At 55.3% G+C, this 19,768-nt stretch carries 15 protein-coding genes, 1 tRNA gene and 1 pseudogene; 8 read left to right on the top strand and 9 right to left on the bottom strand.

Annotation, left to right across the window (positions count from 1 at the left end):
- The 3 genes and pseudogenes from NNN71_RS17475 to NNN71_RS17465 form a co-directional block, all read right to left on the bottom strand.
- Positions 1 to 365 (bottom strand): hypothetical protein (locus NNN71_RS17475; RefSeq protein ID WP_271459000.1); only part of this gene is annotated, 365 nt, incomplete at its 3' end.
- A gap of 963 nt (positions 366 to 1,328) precedes the next feature.
- Positions 1,329 to 2,576 (bottom strand): annotated as a pseudogene (locus NNN71_RS17470) (tyrosine-type recombinase/integrase); the annotation flags it as partial.
- A gap of 222 nt (positions 2,577 to 2,798) precedes the next feature.
- Positions 2,799 to 2,883: transfer RNA gene (locus NNN71_RS17465), tRNA-Leu, on the bottom strand.
- A 275-nt stretch (positions 2,884 to 3,158) separates the two neighbouring features.
- On the opposite strand from NNN71_RS17465, the gene NNN71_RS17460 reads away from it, so the two are divergent.
- The 3 genes from NNN71_RS17460 (at position 3,159) to ahr (ending at position 5,847) form a co-directional block, all read left to right on the top strand.
- Entirely contained in the window at positions 3,159 to 4,172 is a 1,014-nt protein-coding gene (locus NNN71_RS17460) for an HNH endonuclease (protein WP_271458999.1), read from the top strand.
- The gene (locus NNN71_RS17455) at positions 4,172 to 4,753 is read left to right on the top strand and encodes a class I SAM-dependent methyltransferase (RefSeq protein ID WP_163445779.1); all 582 of its coding nucleotides are present in this window, start codon (positions 4,172 to 4,174) and stop codon (positions 4,751 to 4,753) included. The genes NNN71_RS17460 and NNN71_RS17455 overlap by 1 nt, the downstream gene beginning before the upstream one ends.
- 74 nt (positions 4,754 to 4,827) lie before the next feature.
- A complete protein-coding gene (gene ahr, locus NNN71_RS17450) occupies positions 4,828 to 5,847 on the top strand; it encodes an NADPH-dependent aldehyde reductase Ahr (protein ID WP_167577010.1) in 1,020 nt (339 codons plus the stop codon).
- Positions 5,848 to 5,892: 45 nt separating this feature from the next.
- On the opposite strand, the gene NNN71_RS17445 is transcribed toward ahr, so the two are convergent.
- Positions 5,893 to 7,530 carry a dihydroxyacetone kinase subunit DhaK gene (locus tag NNN71_RS17445; protein ID WP_271458998.1) on the bottom strand — a complete coding sequence of 546 codons (1,638 nt, stop codon included), beginning with the start codon at positions 7,528 to 7,530 and terminating at the stop codon, positions 5,893 to 5,895.
- A gap of 134 nt (positions 7,531 to 7,664) precedes the next feature.
- On the opposite strand from NNN71_RS17445, the gene NNN71_RS17440 reads away from it, so the two are divergent.
- On the top strand, positions 7,665 to 9,164 hold the full coding sequence (locus NNN71_RS17440) for a helicase HerA-like C-terminal domain-containing protein (protein ID WP_163445782.1): 1,500 nt from the start codon (positions 7,665 to 7,667) through the stop codon (positions 9,162 to 9,164).
- Between the two features lie 169 nt (positions 9,165 to 9,333).
- On the opposite strand, the gene lptG is transcribed toward NNN71_RS17440, so the two are convergent.
- Both lptG and lptF read right to left on the bottom strand, forming a co-directional pair.
- Positions 9,334 to 10,416, bottom strand: coding sequence for an LPS export ABC transporter permease LptG (gene lptG / locus NNN71_RS17435; protein WP_163445783.1), 1,083 nt, complete (start codon positions 10,414 to 10,416; stop codon positions 9,334 to 9,336).
- Positions 10,416 to 11,516 (bottom strand): LPS export ABC transporter permease LptF, encoded by a 1,101-nt coding sequence (lptF, locus tag NNN71_RS17430; RefSeq protein WP_163445784.1) that lies wholly within the window; start codon positions 11,514 to 11,516, stop codon positions 10,416 to 10,418. Before lptF ends, lptG begins: the two co-directional genes overlap by 1 nt.
- A gap of 267 nt (positions 11,517 to 11,783) precedes the next feature.
- Between lptF and pepA the strand changes: the two genes are divergently transcribed.
- From pepA to NNN71_RS17405, 4 genes are all read left to right on the top strand, one after another.
- Positions 11,784 to 13,295 (top strand): leucyl aminopeptidase, encoded by a 1,512-nt coding sequence (pepA, locus tag NNN71_RS17420; RefSeq protein WP_064546996.1) that lies wholly within the window; start codon positions 11,784 to 11,786, stop codon positions 13,293 to 13,295.
- Positions 13,296 to 13,408: 113 nt separating this feature from the next.
- Positions 13,409 to 13,852, top strand: coding sequence for a DNA polymerase III subunit chi (holC, locus tag NNN71_RS17415; RefSeq protein ID WP_163445785.1), 444 nt, complete (start codon positions 13,409 to 13,411; stop codon positions 13,850 to 13,852).
- A complete protein-coding gene (locus NNN71_RS17410) occupies positions 13,852 to 16,707 on the top strand; it encodes a valine--tRNA ligase (protein WP_271458997.1) in 2,856 nt (951 codons plus the stop codon). Before holC ends, NNN71_RS17410 begins: the two co-directional genes overlap by 1 nt.
- Positions 16,708 to 16,924: 217 nt before the next feature.
- Positions 16,925 to 17,428 (top strand): GNAT family N-acetyltransferase, encoded by a 504-nt coding sequence (locus tag NNN71_RS17405; RefSeq protein ID WP_163445787.1) that lies wholly within the window; start codon positions 16,925 to 16,927, stop codon positions 17,426 to 17,428.
- 25 nt (positions 17,429 to 17,453) lie between these two features.
- Here NNN71_RS17405 and NNN71_RS17400 read toward each other — a convergent pair whose 3' ends face one another.
- The 3 genes from NNN71_RS17400 to rraB all read right to left on the bottom strand — a co-directional run bounded on the left by NNN71_RS17400 (position 17,454) and on the right by rraB (position 19,659).
- Positions 17,454 to 18,284, bottom strand: coding sequence for a topoisomerase II (locus NNN71_RS17400; RefSeq protein ID WP_271458996.1), 831 nt, complete (start codon positions 18,282 to 18,284; stop codon positions 17,454 to 17,456).
- A gap of 145 nt (positions 18,285 to 18,429) precedes the next feature.
- On the bottom strand, positions 18,430 to 19,188 hold the full coding sequence (miaE, locus tag NNN71_RS17395) for a tRNA isopentenyl-2-thiomethyl-A-37 hydroxylase MiaE (protein WP_163445789.1): 759 nt from the start codon (positions 19,186 to 19,188) through the stop codon (positions 18,430 to 18,432).
- A gap of 51 nt (positions 19,189 to 19,239) precedes the next feature.
- The gene (gene rraB / locus NNN71_RS17390; protein WP_163445790.1) at positions 19,240 to 19,659 is read right to left on the bottom strand and encodes a ribonuclease E inhibitor RraB; all 420 of its coding nucleotides are present in this window, start codon (positions 19,657 to 19,659) and stop codon (positions 19,240 to 19,242) included.
- Positions 19,660 to 19,768: the final 109 nt, after the last annotated feature.

Genomic DNA, 19,768 nt, shown 5'->3' with positions numbered 1-19,768 from the left:
AGTCTATATAATGAACCTAAAGGTAGTAACAGGATTAACAGGCCTAATACCAATGGAGCAAAAATTGTTATTCGTCTTAAACGTAAAAACATGAGCTTTTTTTGGGCTTGCAGTAAATCAGCTTTTGCCCTGTTTAATTTAAGTTCATGTAACTGTTCCATGACCAGGGCTTCATCTTCGAGTGTTTTCCGCGATTTTTCAAAATCTCTTGTTCTTATTTTCTCTAACTCATTGATGTAATTCTGGCGATTATCTTTATTATCAGCCTCCTTTTCATTGCGGGCTTTCGCTAATTCATCTTTCAAATCATCAGTCTCTTTACGAGATTGTTCGCTATCATCAGGAGTAACATCTTTCTCGCTCATCAAATTTTCTCTATGTATGAAGTGTGTATGGTGATAATTTACTTGAACGAAATGAAAAAATCACGTGTACGGCCCGCAAAAATATCTTAACAATCTAAAAATGATCAACTTGACACAGTACTTAAACTTCGCATGAGGGGTTTGTTTGCGTTAAAGCACGTAATCTGCGCTGTCAGTATCCGTTAATACCTTTCCGCTTGCTGAACTAGGTATAGAGTGGTGTGTATACAGATGTGAGCGCCAGCGACAAGGTGCGATGAAATAAGGTCATTTAAAAAATTCGATTTGCAAAAAGTGATGAAACAAGACGGCTATCAGAGCTCAATGTTATTAAGAAATACCTAGAACACATTCAAGAAAGCCGATGTGAATGTCTGATTTTCGCTCTTCGCTGACTGTCAAATTTAACTAATCACTGAGAGTGCCAAGCTAAATCACAGCCAACATTGTTCGCCTATATAAATGCCAGTTGCTTTGCTCCCGTTGCCCCGACATAAAAAACCCAATCCTAGAATAACAAAAGCCAGTGTTCTCCTACTCCCCCGACTCCACCTCATCCTGCGCCGCCAGCAGAACCAACTCTGACTTTGATACCAACAAATCTTTCGGCTTCCCACCTCTCAACCTGCGGTTTGCCGAACCGAACCAGATAGCCAGCCCCCAAGGCGTTTTACGCTCCTTGAACAGCGAGAGAAGAAGCCTGACAACCTTAAGAGGCCGCATATTCTCATCCAGAACATAGTCAGGATACAAATCCTCCCCGTCGACCTTCAGCGAGAATATCTTCCCGGCGGCTTTCCAGCCTTTCGGGCCAGCATCAGGATCGGCAGAACGGAAACCCGCTTTTGCCGATAACTCAGACGCCGTCAGCCATTCCGAGTCAGCCAGTATTCTGGCTTTCAGCTCCTCTAGTTGCCGGTCATTGCGCTCCTGGAAGCTCATATGGTCGAGTGCGCCTCCCTGCGATTTTTTGAAGCCATACGGTACCACATGCCTGAAGCGGTTCGCATCCAGATAATCGGCCCACCACTGCATCATCTCCTGGCGCTCTTCGAGATGCTGCGCCTTATGGATATACGCCGCCCGCACGCGCTTACGCTCCTGATGGCTCATCTGGCGCTCTACCGCGTCGCTTGACCACAGGCCTGACTCCACCAGCGCGCTACAGGCCATAGTGCGAAAACCGTGGCCGCAGACGTCTTTCTGGGTGTCGTAGCCCATCACCCGCAGCGCTTTGTTGATAGTGTTTTCGCTCATTGGTTTGCGATAATTGTGATCGCCGGGGAACACCAGTTCAGTTCCCGGTCGGCAATGCTGCCGCACCTCGTGCAGCAGTTCGATGGCCTGACGCGACAATGGGACCAGGTGTGGGGAGTGCATCTTCGCCCCACGCGCTGAATATTTAACGCCGGGGATCGGCTCACGCTCAGCGGGGATGGTCCACATGGCGTTACGCAGGTCAATTTCATCCCAGCGGGCAAAGCGCAGTTCGCTGGAGCGGATAAACAGCAGCAACGCCAGCTTTACCGCCAGTTGAGTCAGTTGACGGCCTTTGTAATCGTCGATTCTTTCCAGGAAATCAGGGATAAGATTAAGATCCAGTGCAGGGTGGTGACGCACTTTGGGCGTGGAAACCGCGCCGGTTAAATCTGATGCAGGGTTATGATCGATAATGCCGTTCTGGACGGCGTAGCGCATCACGCAGGCAGTGCGCTGCTGAAGCCGGGAAGCAACATCCAGTTTGCCCGCTTTCTCCACCTCCTTGATGGGCACCAGCAGATCTTTGACCTTCATTTTGGTGATGTCACAGCTGCCGTTCGTGGGGAACACATAAAGCTCGAAGTAACGCAGCACCCGCTTCTTATGTTCCGCCGACCAGTTCACGTTACTGGTGACCCATTCGCGTGCCACAGACTCAAACGTATGTTCCGGCGTTATAGCAAGGCGTTCAGCCTTTCGGTGTGCGCTCGGATCGATGCCAGAAATCAGCAGTAATTGGGCCTCTTCACGCATGCGTCTTGCCTTTGCAAGCGTCAAAAGCGGATAAGGTCCTAAAGCGAGCTTTTTCTCTTTTTTTACAAAGCGGTACTTGATGTACCAGCGTTTTGAACCGTTAGGGTTAACCAGCAGGTAAAGTCCATGCGAGTCACTGAGCTTATACGGCTTGCCACAAGGCTTGGCGTGGACTATAGCGCGATCTGTTAGTGCCATTTGGGGGCCTCACTATTATCGAACTACGTCTAAGCCCCCAATTTGGCCCCCAAATCGCGTGGATGTCAATGGATGAAAAACGACCAATACGGAAAGATAACAAAATAAATATGGTTATTGCCGAAAAATAAATTATCTTTGAATTACAGACGGATATGGACGAATCTGGACGGAAAAGGACACAAAAAAAGCCACCCTTAGGCAGCTAATTATTGCATCACTTGGTGCCGAAGGCCGGACTCGAACCGGCACGTATTTCTACGGTTGATTTTGAATCAACTGCGTCTACCGATTTCGCCACTCCGGCACGGAAAGGTATGCGGAAAACGTTGTGGATTATACCTGTCACGCGCCACCATGCAAGCGTCAGACACCCACTCCGCCACTAAGTGTCTAAAAAAACATCGACTCCCCTACAAAACCCTTAACCACCGCTAACTCAGCCGCCAGCCAGTGCTTTTTCCTGGAATCCGCCTCGCAAAAAAATGCAACGTGACCAGGTCGGTTTACATTTCCCTTTATTTGATATGAGATCGCGTAACTAAATCCTGTAATAACAGTCACCGCTTTCAGGACACCGTCATGCGCTTCTATCAGGTTGAACCGACGCTCGAAAACTACTGGCGCGGGATTATTCTTTTTGGCAAAAACGTCGCGTCCTATAAGTTCGCGCTGGCGCATGCGCTGTACGATCTCAAACCTAAAGGTAGCGATCTGATCTTACTGGACGATCTGGCTGTGCCGTTCAGCGAACATCTCTGTCGCCATCTGCAACATGCACCGAAGCAGATAACCTCACGCAGCAGCCAGTTTATTACCGCCTGTTCCCAGTTCAATGCGGGGGAGATCACCCGCGATGCGTTAACCGCCATTACGGTGCGTCAGGGGTTCAACAATGTGATTGATGCTTTCCACAACGTGAATCAGGGCGAGATTGAGAAACGTTTTTTTATTGATGAGCGCAAGACCCATAAGGGCATCCGACTGACGGAGAATTTTTATCGTCTGGGTGAGCGCCTGCAGTATCAAAACCTCAGCTTTGAAACCAACGCGCGCTGGAGCCTGGTCGAGCAGGCGTGGGCGATGAATATCGCCAGCCAACTTATCAACGTGGAGTACGACGATAACGATCAGATACTGTTTAGCCGCAGTAGCGATCGCCGCGTGGCCATCTCGAGCTGTCGTGATAGCCTCAACGGCTACCAGAAGGGGCGCTGCTTCTACTGTTATGCGCCGATCAGCCTGAAGCCGGACGATGAACAGTTTGCTGACGTTGACCACTTTATCCCGTGGAAGGCGCGTGAGCAGGTGCGTAACGTGAATGGCGTCTGGAATCTGGTGCTGGCATGTAAGGAGTGCAACCGGGGCGAGAAAGGCAAGTTCGCTCGCCTGCCGTCCCGCAAGCTGCTCCAGCGCTTGCACGATAGAAACGAATACTTTATCAATAGCCACCTGCCGCTACGCGAAACATTGATCAGGCAAACCGGAACGGCGACGGCGCAGCGCGAAAAATTCCTCGCTACCAGTTGGAACGATGCGCTACAAGTTCTTTTCCACCAATGGGAACCTGCCGCGCAGGGAACGGATACTTTCTGATGACGCTTGAATACTATCAGTACCACGCCGACGATTTTTTTAGCTCGACGGTTAACGTCGATATGAGCTCGCTCCATACGCCTTTTCTGGAGCATATTCCGCAAGGCGGCTGGATTCTGGATGCCGGATGCGGTTCGGGGCGCGATAGCAAAGCATTTTCACAGCAGGGCTATCAGGTTGAGGCTTTTGACGCGACAACGGAAATGGCAAAGCTTGCCAGTCAGCATACCGGTCTGCCGGTTAAGCAAATGACCTTTAGCGACGTCAATACCGTTAATCGTTACGACGGCATCTGGTGCTGTGCCTCGCTGCTGCACGTCAGCGCCACCGAACTCCCGGATGCCATGGCAAAACTGGCGCAGGCGCTTAAGCCCGGCGGCATCTGGTACGTCTCCTTTAAATATGGCGACGGCGAACGAATCAAAGATGGCCGCCACTTTACCGATCTCAATGAGCAAGGGCTGAATACTCTGCTGGCAGGGCTTGCGGGTATTACACTTGTCGCTCACTGGACAACGGAAGATAAGCGGCCCAGCCGCAGCGAGATGTGGTTAAACGCACTGTTACAGAAGCGTGCTTAATCCCCCCTTCCGCCAAGCACCCCGCCCCCACATGCTCTACACTCTCAGTTCAACACCACACTGAGAGATACACGATGTCCATCATAAAAAGCTACGCCGCGAAAAATGCCGGGGCAGAACTGGAAGTCTGGGAATACGATGCCGGGGAGCTGTTGCCGGAAGACGTTGAAGTGAAGGTGGATTACTGCGGGATCTGCCACTCGGACCTGTCGATGATCGACAACGAATGGGGGTTCTCTCAATATCCGCTGGTTGCTGGCCACGAGGTGATTGGTCACGTGGTGGCGCTGGGCAGCGCGGCACAGAATAAAGGGCTGAAAATTGGTCAGCGCGTGGGCATTGGCTGGACGGCACGAAGCTGCGGCCACTGCGATGCCTGTATCGATGGCAACCAGATTAACTGTACCGAAGGATCGGTGCCGACCATCCTCAATCACGGAGGCTTTGCCGATAAGCTGCGTGCCGACTGGCAATGGGTTATTCCGCTGCCGGATAACATTGATATCGAAACCGCAGGCCCGATGCTGTGCGGCGGGATCACCGTCTTTAAACCGCTGCTGATGCATCACGTTACCGCCACCAGCCGCGTGGGGGTGATTGGGATTGGGGGTCTGGGGCATATCGCCATTAAGCTGTTGCGGGCGATGGGTGCCGAGGTGACGGCGTTCAGTTCCAATCCGTCGAAAGAGCAGGAAGTGCGGGCGATGGGCGCGGACCACGTGGTGAACAGCCGTTCGCCGGAGGCGCTCAAAGAGCTGGCGGGTCAGTTTGATCTGATCATCAACACCGTCAACGTGGACCTGAACTGGCAGCCATACTTCGAAGCGCTGGCCTCGGGCGGCAACTTCCATACCGTCGGCGCGGTGCTGACGCCGCTGCCGGTCCCGGCGTTTACTCTGATTGGCGGCGACCGTAGCATCTCCGGTTCGGCAACGGGTAACCCGTTCGAACTGCGCAAGCTGATGAAGTTTGCCGGTCGCAGCAAAGTGGCGCCAATCACTGAGCTGTTCCCGATGTCGAAAATCAACGACGCCATCCAGCACGTGCGTGACGGTAAAGCCCGTTACCGTGTGGTGTTGAAGGCTGATTTCTGATGTCACTCCGGCGGCGTTCTGCCGCCGGATCTTCTCTCTGCGCCATTAACCTTTAGCAAACGCCGCGAAGACTTCCGCTACGGCAACGGCTCCGGGATCCGGCACGCCGTTCAGGTTGTCGCTGTTCACATAAGATGCGCGTCCTGCTTTCGCTTTCTGCATGGTCGCCGTGCTATCAGCGCCCTGCTGCGCCGCCGCAATCGCCTCTGCCAGCCCCTTATCACGTAGCGCTTCCAATGCCGGCTGTAAGGCATCGATTAACGTACGATCGCCGGGTGCGGCACCTCCGTAGAACTTCATCTGCTTTAACCCTGCCAGTAGCGCATCCGGTAGCGTCTCCCCCTGTGCTAACGCCTGCCCTGCTGCGGTAAAGAATAGCGACATCAGCACGCCGCTGGAGCCCCCCATCACCGTTGCCAGACGCTCGCCAATCAGCTGCAAAAGTTGCGCCGGGTTGTTCAACGGCAGCGCATTCTGTTTAAGCTGCGTGGCGATATCCTGCGCGCCCAGCGCAAAGGTCGAGCCGGTATCGCCATCGCCCACTTTAGCATCCAGCGCGTTCAATCGCGCTTCGAGCCCCAGCAGCGTCTGCGTCGCTTGCGCCACCAGCGCATGCACCTGTGGGTTCTCCGATGGCTGAACCTCCAACGCGTCGTGCACTTTGGCATGCGTCAGGGTTTTGAGCGGCGCAAAAGCCACCGCCTTCACCCAGCCAGAGGTTTCAACATCAGCCAGCAGCGCTTCTTCGATGACCTGATTAAGAACAATCAGCGACAGCGAGAAACCTTTCATATCCAGCGAGCTAACCAGCGTCGCCGGGCCAATCAGATAGGCTATCTGCTCGCGCAGCGCGGAATGCGCCAGCTCTTTGGTGAGCAGCGCCATCTCCAGCTCCGACACGCCGCCCAGGTTGTTGATCAGCACTGCCACACGGTTGTCTCCCGCAGAGGCTTTCAGGGTCTCAACCAGCGTGCCTATCAGCTGTTTACTGTTATGGCTGCTGACCGTCGAGGCACTAGGCTCGCCGTGAATGCCCAGCCCCAGCTCCACCTGTCCGGGCTTAATGCGATCTTCGGTCTCTCCACCGGGCAGGTTGCAGGTTTCCATCGCCAGCCCCAGGCTGAACACGCCCCGGCTGGCCTGCTGGGCTATCTCGTGCACTTCGCTAAGCGATTTACCCTGCTCCGCCGCGTAGCCCGCCACTTTATGCACCAGCGCCGTGCCCGCAATACCGCGCGGCTGTTTGTTATCCGGGAGCGCAACGTCGTCGGCGACAATCACCATCTCCACCTTCAGGCCGTAGCGTTTGGCCTTTTCGGCGGCAAGCCCGAAGTTGAGGCGGTCGCCGGTGTAATTTTTGACAATCAGCAGGCAGCCTCGGTCGCCCGTGACCGCTACGATGGCGTTCAGTACCGCATCCACGCTTGGGGAGGCAAAGAGATCGCCACATACGGCAGCGGTGAGCATGCCTCTGCCGACAAAGCCCGCGTGCGCCGGTTCGTGGCCGGAGCCACCGCCGGAGATAATCGCCACCCGGCTTTTATCCCAGTCACCGCGAGCCACAATACGAATAGCCGGATCGATATCCAGTCGAACCAGGTTGCCGTGAGGCGCAGATAAAACTACGCCTTCCAGCGCATCGTCGACCAGCTGTTTGCGATCGTTAAAGAAGAATCTGGACATAACCTTCCAAAAAAAAGAAAACCGTATGCAAAGCATAGTCCGCACTGGATAACGCGCCGCAAAACAGACAATTTACTGCCGCGAGTTATCGTTGTTTTGCCTATACTCGACGCAGAATAAATGGAGGATTACCCATGAGCGCACCTTTGCTGATCGCACGCACCCAGGACAAGCAGCTTGAATTGCTGCCTAATATGGCCAACCGCCACGGGTTGATTACCGGTGCCACCGGTACCGGGAAAACCGTCACCCTGCAAAAAATGGCCGAGTCGTTCTCGGAGATTGGCGTGCCGGTCTTTATGGCGGACGTGAAGGGCGATCTGACCGGTGTGGCAAAAGAAGGCCTGGCCTCTGAAAAGCTAATGGCGCGCCTGAACAATATCGGTGTCACCGACTGGGAGCCGCACGCAAATCCGGTAGTCGTGTGGGATATCTTTGGCGAGAAGGGCCACCCGGTGCGGGCAACAGTGTCTGACCTCGGCCCACTGTTGCTGGCACGCCTGCTCAACCTCAACGAAGTGCAGTCCGGGGTGTTAAACATCATCTTTCGCATTGCCGACGATCAGGGGCTGTTGCTGCTGGACTTCAAAGACCTGCGCGCGATAACCCAGTACATCGGCGATAACGCAAAATCTTTCCAGAACCAATACGGCAATATCAGCAGCGCCTCCGTAGGGGCTATTCAGCGCGGGCTGCTGACGCTGGAGCAGCAAGGTGCCGAACACTTCTTCGGCGAGCCAATGCTGGATATCAAAGACTGGATGCGTACCGACAGCAATGGCAAAGGCATCATCAATATCCTCAGCGCGGAAAAGCTCTACCAGATGCCGAAGCTGTACGCCGCCAGCCTGCTGTGGATGCTCTCCGAGTTGTACGAGCAGTTGCCGGAGGCCGGCGACCTCGAGAAGCCGAAGCTGGTCTTCTTCTTCGATGAAGCGCACCTGCTGTTTAGCGATGCGCCGCAGGTGCTGCTGGATAAAATCGAGCAGGTGATCCGCCTGATTCGTTCTAAGGGCGTGGGCGTCTACTTTGTCTCGCAGAACCCATCGGATATTCCCGATGCGGTGCTGGGCCAGCTTGGTAACCGCGTGCAGCACGCGCTACGCGCCTTTACACCGAAAGATCAGAAAGCGGTGAAGACGGCGGCGCAGACCATGCGCGCTAACCCGGCGTTTAATACCGAGCAGGCGATTCAGGAGTTAGGGACCGGGGAGGCGCTTATCTCGTTCCTTGATACCAAAGGCAGCCCATCTGTCGTTGAGCGAGCGATGGTGATTGCGCCATGTTCACGTATGGGGCCAGTCACCGACGACGAGCGCAATGGTCTTATTAATAACTCGCCGCTGTATGGCAAGTATGAGGATGAGATAGACCGTGAGTCGGCGTTCGAGATGCTGCAAAAAGGGGTGCAGAACAGTGCAGGTCAGGCGGATGCTCCGCCGGCCAAAGGTCAGCAGGGCGTTGATGACGGCATACTTGGCGGGCTGAAAGATATTATCTTCGGCACCACCGGTCCGCGCGGCGGCAAACACGATGGTCTGGTGCAGACGGCGGCAAAAAGCGCCGTGCGTCAGGTGACGAACCAGATTGTGCGTGGGATGTTGGGTAGCCTGCTGGGTGGACGGCGGCGTTAGTTTCGTACCGTTTGTTTGCCGGATGGCGGCGTAAACGCCTTATCCGGCCTACATGATCCCGATCCCGTAGCCCGAGCCCCGGGGGTAGCGCCAATGTACAAAAGGAATACAGCCATTCCAGGCATAAAAAACCCGGCGTCGCTTTCGCTTGGCCGGGCTACAAGAGAGGTTACGCTTTTCGCATCATCAGCCAGAGGCTTATCAGGAAGAAGCTGGCGCTTGGCAACAGCGCGCCGATAATCGGCGGAATGCCGTATACCAGCGTGAGCGGGCCGAAGATCTGATCGAGCACGTAGAACACGAAGCCGAAGCTAATCCCTGTCACCACGCGCACGCCCATCGGCACGCTACGCAGCGGGCCGAAGATGAACGACAGCGCCATCAGCATCATCACCGCCACGGAAAGCGGCTGGAATATTTTGCTCCACATATTCAGCTGGTAACGCCCGGCGTCCTGACCGCTAGCGTGCAGATACTTCACATAGTTGTGCAGCCCGCTGATGGACAGCGCATCCGGGTCCAGCGCCACGACGCCAAGCTTGTCAGGCGTGAGGGTGGTTTTCCAGGTACCGCTCACCGTCTGTGAACCGGTAATCTGTTTCGGATCCGAAAGGTTAGATTCATCCACCTGCGATAAACGCCAGACCTTCTGTTCAGTATCAAATTTGGCGCTAGCCGCATAGCGAACAGACTGTAGACGACGCTCGTTGTTAAAACTGTAGATGCTCACGCCACCCAGTTCGTCGTTGCCCTTAACACGCTCGATATACACAAAACTGTGGCCGTCTTTCGCCCACATGCCCTGCTGGGTAGAGAGCAGCGAGCCGCCATACATCTGCTGCGCACGGTAGTTACGCGCCATCTGCTCGCCCTGCGGTGCGACCCATTCGCCCATCGCCATGGTCAGCAGCACCAGCGGAATCGCGGTTTTCATCACCGACAGCGCCACCTGCATACGGGTGAAGCCAGAAGCCTGCATCACCACTAGTTCGCTGCGCTGCGCCAGCATCCCCAGCCCCAGCAGCGCGCCAAGCAGCGCCGCCATAGGGAAGAAGATCTGCACGTCTTTCGGCATGCTGAGAAGGGTATAGATACCCGCGCCCAGCGCGTCATAGCTCCCCTGCCCGGCCTTTTTCAACTGGTCGACAAACTTGATGATGCCGGACAGCGACACCAGCATGAACAACGTCATCATGATGGTGGTGAAAATGGTTTTACCGATATAGCGGTCTAGTACACCAAATGGCTGCATTATACCGCTCCTTTATTGGTCAAGCGGGCGCGGAGGCGACGCATTGGGACGGTGTCCCACAGGTTCAGCGCCACGGCCAGCGCGATATACAGCAGGTTAACCGCCCACATCCATACCGCCGGGTCGAGCTTGCCTTTGCCGGCATTCGATTTCAGCGAGGTTTGCAGCAGGAAGAACACCAGATAGAGCAACATCGCTGGCAGCATCGAAAGCACACGTCCCTGTCGCGGGTTGACCACACTGAGCGGAACCACCATCAGCGCCATAATGAACACCGTCAGCACGAGCGTCAGGCGCCAGTGCAGCTCGGCGCGAGCACGGTTATTGTCCGTATTCCACAGCGTGCTCATGCTCATCTGCTCGGTATCGGTCGGGTCGGCGGCTACCGCTTGATGGCCAATAATCGCCTGGTAGTTTTTGAAATCGGTAATGCGGAAGTCGCGCAGCATAGCGGTACCTTCAAATCGAGTCCCCTGATTTAAGGTCACCACCTGAGAGCCGTCTTTATGCTGCGAGAGCTGACCGGAATCGGCAACAACCACCGAAGGACGCGCGCTGCCTTTTGGCCGCAGCTGCGCCAGGAAGACGTCATGGAAGCTTGAGCCATTCACACCTTCAATGAATAACACCGCGTTACCATCGGTTGACTGCTGGAACTGGCCCTGCGCCAGCGCCGCCATGCCGGGGTTAGCTTTCGCTTCGGCGAGCACTTCATCCTGATGGCGAGAGGACCATGGCCCAGCCCACATCACGTTGACAGCCGCGACGATGCCGGTAAACAGCGCCAGTACCATCGCCGCTTTAATCAGGACGGCTTTACTCAGGCCGCAGGCGTGCATCACCGTAATTTCACTTTCGGTATACAATTTCCCCAGCGTCATCAGAAGACCCAGGAACAGGCTCAGCGGCAGGATAAGCTGCGCCATTTCAGGCACGCCGAGCCCCAGCAAAGAGAGAACCAGGTTTGTCGGGATATCACCATCAACCGCCGCGCCGAGGATCCTCACCAGTTTCTGACAAAAGAAGATCAAAAGCAGGATGAAGAGGATGGCAAGCTGGCTTTTTAGCGTCTCCCGCACCAGATATCGTATGATTATCACTATAAATACGCCCGTAAAAACCCGTCTTATTGCAGGAAAATAGCTTGTTTCATGGCTTAAACGTCATTTATTCTCTTGAGTCGTCGAAATCATCGCTAAGATTAAATGACTCAGCGGTTTCACGTTTCATGACCTGTTCTGACGTGCCAGGACCGTAATAACGTTAAGATTAACACGAAGTCACCGCAACAGCGGAAATGAGTTACGTAAGCTTGCAATTCTATCCGTAGCCACCGCCGTTGTCTTTAAGATTCAGGAGCGTAGTGCATGGAGTTCAGTGTAAAAAGTGGTAGCCCGGAGAAACAGCGGAGTGCCTGTATCGTCGTAGGCGTATTCGAACCACGTCGGCTCTCTCCCATCGCCGAACAGCTCGATAAAATCAGCGACGGTTATATCAGCGCGCTGCTGCGTCGCGGCGAACTGGAAGGCAAACCGGGGCAGACCTTATTGCTGCACCACGTACCGAACGTGCTGTCAGAACGCATTCTGCTGATTGGCTGCGGCAAAGAGCGCGAGCTCGACGAACGCCAGTACAAGCAGGTCATTCAGAAAACCATCAACACCCTGAATGACACCGGTTCAATGGAAGCCGTCTGCTTCCTGACCGAGCTGCACGTCAAAGGCCGCAACAATTACTGGAAAGTACGCCAGGCGGTTGAGACGGCGAAAGAGACGCTGTACAGCTTCGACCAGCTCAAAACCAACAAAAGCGAGCCGCGTCGTCCGCTGCGTAAAATGGTCTTCAACGTGCCAACCCGCCGTGAACTGACCAGCGGCGAACGTGCGATTCAGCACGGTCTGGCCATTGCCGCCGGTATCAAGGCGGCGAAAGACCTCGGCAACATGCCGCCGAACATCTGTAACGCCGCCTATCTGGCCTCACAGGCGCGTCAGCTGGCAGACAGCTACAGCAAAAATGTCATCACCCGCGTCATCGGCGAACAGCAGATGAAAGAGCTGGGAATGCACTCCTACCTCGCGGTCGGCAACGGTTCGCAGAACGAATCACTGATGTCGGTCATCGAGTATAAAGGCGTTGAATCTGAAGACGTTCGTCCGATTGTGCTGGTCGGTAAAGGCCTGACATTCGACTCTGGCGGCATCTCCATCAAGCCGTCCGAAGGCATGGACGAGATGAAGTACGACATGTGCGGCGCGGCAGCGGTATACGGTGTGATGCGTATGGTTGCCGAGCTTCAACTGCCGATTAACGTTATCGGCGTGCTGGCGGGCTGTGAAAACATGCCGGGTGGCCGCGCGTATCGCCCGGGCGACGTGCTGACCACCATGTCTGGCCAAACCGTTGAAGTCCTGAACACCGACGCCGAAGGCCGTCTGGTGCTGTGCGACGTGCTGACCTACGTTGAGCGCTTCGAGCCGGAAGCGGTTATCGACGTGGCGACGCTGACCGGCGCCTGCGTGATTGCCCTGGGTCATCACATCACCGGTCTGATGTCGAACCACAACCCGCTGGCGCACGAACTGATTGGCGCATCCGAGCAGTCGGGTGACCGCGCGTGGCGTCTGCCGCTGGGTGATGAGTATCAGGAACAGCTGGAGTCTAACTTCGCGGATATGGCCAACATCGGCGGCCGTCCTGGCGGTGCGATCACCGCAGGCTGCTTCCTGGCGCGCTTTACCCGTAAGTACAACTGGGCGCACCTGGACATCGCGGGCACCGCATGGCGCTCCGGTAAGGCCAAAGGCGCAACCGGTCGTCCGGTGGCGCTGCTGTCGCAGTTCCTGCTGAACCGCGCCGGGTTTAACGGCGAAGAGTAAGGCACAACCCCCTCACCCTAACCCTCTCCCCACTGGGGAGAGGGAACCAATCTTCCCCGCGCTCGGGAAGGGAGTCAGGGGGCGATTTAAATCCACCACAAGAAGCCCCATATATGAAGAATGCGACGTTCTATCTTCTGGACAATGACACCACCGTCGACGAGCTTAGCGCCGTCGAACAACTGGTGTGTGAAATTGCCGCAGAACGTTGGCGCGCGGGCAAGCGCGTGCTGATCGCCTGCGAAGACGAGCAGCAGGCCATTCGCCTGGATGAAGCTCTGTGGAGCCGCCCTCCGGAAAGTTTTGTGCCGCATAATCTGGCGGGCGAAGGCCCAAGAGGCGGTGCGCCTGTGGAGATCGCCTGGCCTGCCAGGCGCAACAGCAGCCCACGGGATATACTGATAAGTCTGCGGGTAAACTTTGCAGATTTTGCCACCGCTTTCACAGAAGTGGTAGACTTCGTCCCTTACGAAGAAACTCTGAAACAACTCGCACGCGATCGCTACAAAGCCTACCGCGTGGCTGGTTTTAACCTGAATACGGCAACCTGGAAATAATGGAAAAGACATATAACCCGCAAGATATCGAACAGCCGCTTTACGAGCACTGGGAACAGCAGGGCTATTTCAAGCCTAACGGCGACGAAAGCAAAGAGTCCTTCTGCATCATGATCCCGCCGCCGAACGTCACCGGCAGTTTGCATATGGGTCATGCTTTCCAGCAAACCATCATGGACACCATGATTCGCTACCAGCGCATGCAGGGCAAAAACACCCTGTGGCAGGCCGGTACCGACCACGCGGGTATCGCTACCCAGATGGTGGTTGAGCGTAAGATTGCCGCTGAAGAAGGGAAAACTCGTCACGACTACGGTCGCGATGCGTTCATCGACAAAATCTGGCAGTGGAAAGCGGAATCCGGCGGCACCATTACCCGTCAGATGCGCCGTCTCGGCAACTCGGTTGACTGGGAGCGCGAGCGCTTCACCATGGACGAAGGTCTTTCCAATGCCGTGAAAGAAGTCTTCGTTCGCCTGTACAAAGAAGACCTGATTTACCGTGGCAAACGCCTGGTGAACTGGGACCCGAAATTGCGCACCGCCATCTCTGACCTGGAAGTGGAAAACCGCGAGTCCAAAGGCTCGATGTGGCACATCCGCTATCCGCTGGCCGACGGCGCGAAAACCGCAGACGGTAAAGATTATCTGGTCGTCGCCACTACCCGTCCGGAAACCATTCTCGGCGATACCGGCGTGGCCGTGAACCCGGAAGATCCGCGTTATAAAGATCTGATCGGTAAATTCGTTATTCTGCCGCTGGTCGACCGCCGTATTCCAATCGTAGGCGACGAACACGCCGATATGGAAAAAGGCACCGGCTGCGTGAAAATCACCCCGGCACACGACTTTAACGACTACGAAGTCGGTCGTCGTCACGCGCTGCCGATGATCAACATTCTGACCTTTGACGGCGACATCCGCGAAACCGCGGAAGTGTACGACACCAAAGGCGAAGAGTCTGACGTTTACTCCAACGCGATCCCGGCAGAGTTCCAGAAGCTGGAACGTTTTGCTGCCCGTAAAGCCATCGTCGCTGCCGTTGACGCACTGGGCCTGCTGGAAGAAATTAAACCGCACGATCTGACCGTCCCTTACGGCGACCGTGGCGGCGTGGTTATCGAACCGATGCTGACCGACCAGTGGTATGTGCGTGCCGACGTGCTGGCGAAACCGGCGGTTGAAGCCGTTGAAAACGGCAGCATTCAGTTCGTACCGAAGCAGTACGAAAACATGTACTTCTCCTGGATGCGCGATATTCAGGACTGGTGTATCTCCCGTCAGCTGTGGTGGGGTCACCGTATCCCGGCATGGTACGACAACGACGGTAACGTCTACGTTGGACGTACCGAAGACGAAGTGCGTCAGGAAAATAACCTCGGCGCCGACGTTGCGCTGCGTCAGGACGAAGACGTTCTCGATACCTGGTTCTCCTCCGCACTGTGGACCTTCTCGACCCTCGGCTGGCCGGAAAACACCGACGCGCTGCGTCAGTTCCACCCAACCAGCGTGATGGTTTCCGGCTTCGACATCATCTTCTTCTGGATTGCCCGCATGATCATGATGACCATGCACTTCATCAAAGATGAAAACGGCAAGCCGCAGGTGCCGTTCCATACCGTCTACATGACCGGTCTGATTCGCGACGACGAAGGCCAGAAGATGTCCAAATCCAAGGGTAACGTTATTGACCCGCTGGATATGGTCGACGGCATCTCCCTGCCGGAGCTGCTGGAAAAACGTACCGGCAACATGATGCAGCCGCAGTTGGCTGAGAAGATTGCCAAACGTACCGAGAAGCAGTTCCCGAACGGTATCGAGCCGCACGGCACCGACGCACTGCGCTTTACCCTGGCGGCGCTGGCTTCGACCGGCCGCGATATCAACTGGGATATGAAGCGTCTGGAAGGTTACCGTAACTTCTGTAACAAGCTGTGGAACGCCAGCCGCTTCGTGCTGATGAACACTGAAGATCAGGATTGCGGCTTCAACGGCGGTGAAATGACGTTGTCGCTGGCGGACCGCTGGATCCTCGCGGAATTCAACCAGACCGTGAAAGCGTACCGCGAAGCGCTGGATAACTTCCGCTTCGATATCGCCGCGGGCATTCTGTACGAGTTCACCTGGAACCAGTTCTGCGACTGGTATCTGGAGCTGACCAAGCCGGTAATGACCGGGGGTTCCGAATCTGAACTGCGCGGCACCCGCAATACGCTGGTCACCGTGCTGGAAGGTCTGCTGCGCCTGGCACACCCGATCATCCCGTTCATCACTGAAACCATCTGGCAGCGCGTGAAGGTCATTTGCGGTATTACCGCCGATACCATTATGCTGCAGCCGTTCCCGGAATATAACGCCGCGCAGGTTGATGAAGCCGCGTTGGCCGATACCGAATGGCTGAAGCAGGCGATCGTTGCCGTGCGTAACATTCGTGCGGAAATGAACATCGCCCCGGGTAAACCGCTGGAGTTGCTGCTGCGTGGTTGCAGCGCTGACGCGATGCGTCGTGTGAACGACAACCGCAGCTTCCTGCTGAACCTGGCGCGTCTGGAAAGCATCACCGTGCTGCCTGCCGATGACAAAGGTCCGGTTTCCGTGACCAAAATCATCGACGGCGCTGAACTGCTGATCCCGATGGCTGGCCTCATCAACAAAGAAGATGAGCTGGCGCGTCTGGCGAAAGAAGTGGCGAAAATCGAAGGTGAGATTGCCCGTATCGAAGGCAAACTCTCCAACGAAGGTTTCGTCGCTCGCGCACCGGAAGCGGTGATCGCCAAAGAGCGTGAGAAGTTGGACGGTTACGCAGAAGCGAAAGCGAAGCTGATTGAGCAGCAGGCGGTCATCGCTGCGCTGTAATCATCGAGCCTGTACGTTTGCCGGATGCGCTGCGCTTATCCGGCCTACAGCACCGTCAACGTAGGTCGGATAAGCGTAGCGCCATCCGACACCGCAGACGACAAAAGCCTCTGATGCAAATGCTCAGAGGCTTTTTATTGAATTATCCTCGCTTGCGCTCCCCCTCACCGCAGTGGTATTAACTGCATATGTTCCACATTTCTGTCATGAGTTCGCTATGAGTGTCATTACACCTGTCTCGGCGACGCTACGCCGCATCACCGCCGACGACAACGCGGCTATCGCCCATGTGATTCGCCAGGTCTCCGCCGAATATGGCCTGACTGCTGATAAAGGCTACACCGTGGCCGACCCAAATCTCGACGAGTTGTTTCAGGTCTACAGCCAGCCTGGCGCGGCGTATTGGGTAGTAGAGCAGAATGGTCAGGTGGTGGGCGGCGGCGGTGTTGCGCCGTTAGGTTGTAGCGAACCGGATATCTGCGAACTGCAAAAAATGTATTTCCTGCCGAGCGTGCGCGGTCAGGGGCTGGCGAAGCGGCTGGCGCTGATGGCGCTGGATCACGCCCGTGAGCAGGGGTTTAAACAGTGCTATCTGGAAACGACCGCGTTTCTGACGGAAGCCATTCGTCTTTACGAGCGTTTGGGGTTCGCGCATATTGCGGAACCCCTCGGTTGCACCGGTCACGTCGACTGTGAAGTCCGGATGTTAAAACCCCTCTGAGGTTATCCTGAGGGGAACCACAACGTTATTGCATCTCGGCAGACAACATCAGGCGTATCACACCGGCCGCACGCGCGGTCGGCAGTTTAAGTACCTGAGTCCATAAATCCTGCACCATGTCACAGGTCAGCTTCTCTTTTCCCACGCCTTTATTTGGGTCAGCCATGATTTGAATATCCTGGCCATAACGCTGCACCAGCGTCGGGCTGAGGGTTTGCAGGTCCTGAAGCGCCAGCTGTTTTTCTTCTGCCGTCACGGTATGTTTTTTCGGGCCATGAGAGGCATACAGCATGCCCATGTCGCTCGCCATACGACGATCCATGATCTCGCGAGGAATAATGCGCACCGGATTAATCCCACCTTTTACCGCCGGGAACAGAAAACGGAAGCATTCGTCGTCCCCCACTTTCTGCACCGCAGCAATCTGCTCGAGATTAATCTTCATATAGCCAATCACCTCGGCATCAGGTGCCTGCTGCAAACGCGCCATCTGCATCTGCAGGATCTGCGGCTGAATGGCGTCAATAATCTGCTGCTCGCTTTTTCCGGCCTCTTTCATCTGTGCCGACTGGTTGCGGATATGCTCCCACAGAGCAGGTTCCTGCTCTTTAATGACCTGATAAACGGGCATGGTCAGCATCGCATCTTCGAATTTCTGCGCTTCCGTTTTTCCATAGTCCGGGCTTTCGCGCGGAATCAGGTAATGCACGTCAAACAGATTCCAGCCGACGATCGCAACCACGAAAATCACCCCGCCCGCGATCTTGCCAATCCAGCCTTTTTTGCGAAATACCCCCACGATGATGGCGATAACCGCGCCGATATACCCTGCCAGTAATACGTGTGCCCAGTTCATTGAATTTCCTTACCCAAATCAATCGTTATTCCGGGGATTATGCTTCCCCGTGATGAGTTTCGATTATTGCGGTAAAGATGAACGATTTCCAGCCACCAAATTTTTCTGCTGCAGGCTAGAAAGATGTAAGGCGCAGGCGGATAACTTATACCGGCACGCCGCTATGAAAGCGGAACTCATTATCGGGAGAAGTAATAAGCCCAGCCTCCACTTCCCCAAAAAAACGCACCCGATCGCCAATGTCGTTCGCCGAAATCTGCTGTGCCAGCGCCAGATAATCCTGATAGTGCCGCGCCTCGGATCGCAGCAGCGACAGATAAAACGCCTGCAAATCCGCCTCCAGATAAGGCGCCAACGCAGCAAAGCGCTCGCAGGAGCGGGCTTCGATATACGCTCCGCAAATCAGCTTATCAATCAGCGTCAGCGGCTCGTGGGTTCGCACCTCTTTGAGCATGCCTTTGGCATAGCGGCTGGCGGTGATTTTGACGTAGGGAATATTGCGACGCTGCATCGCCTCACGCACCTGCCAGAAGTGGTGCAGCTCCTCTTTAATCAGCAGCACCATGCTGTCTATCAACTGACGTCCCCACGGGTCGTCGGTCTGCGGCATCGCGCTTTTGTTTATCTGTTTATTCAGCGCGGCGAAATCCGGCTCTTCTCCCTCACGAAAGGCAAAGGCTTCATACGGCTTAAGCCAGTCGAGCAGCGCCTGCGAACCCGCTTTGTCGGCGACATATTTACGCACCAGCAGCATCGCCGTTTGCGCCGCTTTCAGCTCGCAAACTAAATGGTCAGTCAGCAACAGAGGTAGATTTTCCGGATCGCGGGCTTTATCGAGCCATGCCTGAGGCGTTTTACAGTGCAGGAAGTTGAGAACCGGGGAGAGTATTTGCGGGTAATCCATACCGAAATCCTTGCCTACGGCAGCGGGCGCTGCCGTAGGTGATAAGATGACTTAGTGACGTACGCCGTCGTCTTCTTCGTCGACGTAATCTTCGTCGTCATCGCCTTCTTCGCCGTTCGGGTCTTCGTAGTAGGTGCCCCAACCGTCGTATTCCACTTCAAATTTCTCGGCCAGGTTCATCAGTTGCTCAACCTGTGCGTCAATCAGCTCGGCATTCAGCGCGCATTCACTGAGGATGTCGCAGCAGATCACGGTGTCGCCTTCTTCCACTTCCAGCTCTTCCGGCTCAGTCACTTCATAGCCCAGCTTGAACGCTTCGACTGCCGCTTTTTCCAGGCTTTCGAAATCGTCGGCGGAAAGGTGGTGCTCAATGGTGTACAGCGCGTCAGGATCGCTGCCGTCTTCCAGCAGTTCTTCAATAATCAGACGTGTTTCTTCACGCTGCTCTTCCAGGTGTTCCGGGTTTGCCATGGCTCTTTCCTCATAATGTGGCTGATACTCTTATTGTCACATACCGTTGCCATTGCCTCCACCTTTCCGATAAAGATTTGTTATTGGGGTTGCAAATGAATATTCATAC

This window comes from Kluyvera sp. Awk 3, from assembly GCF_028069715.1.
In the GTDB taxonomy this organism is placed as follows: Bacteria; Pseudomonadota; Gammaproteobacteria; order Enterobacterales; family Enterobacteriaceae; genus Kluyvera; species Kluyvera georgiana_A.
This window is presented reverse-complemented; position numbering and strand designations above follow the sequence as displayed.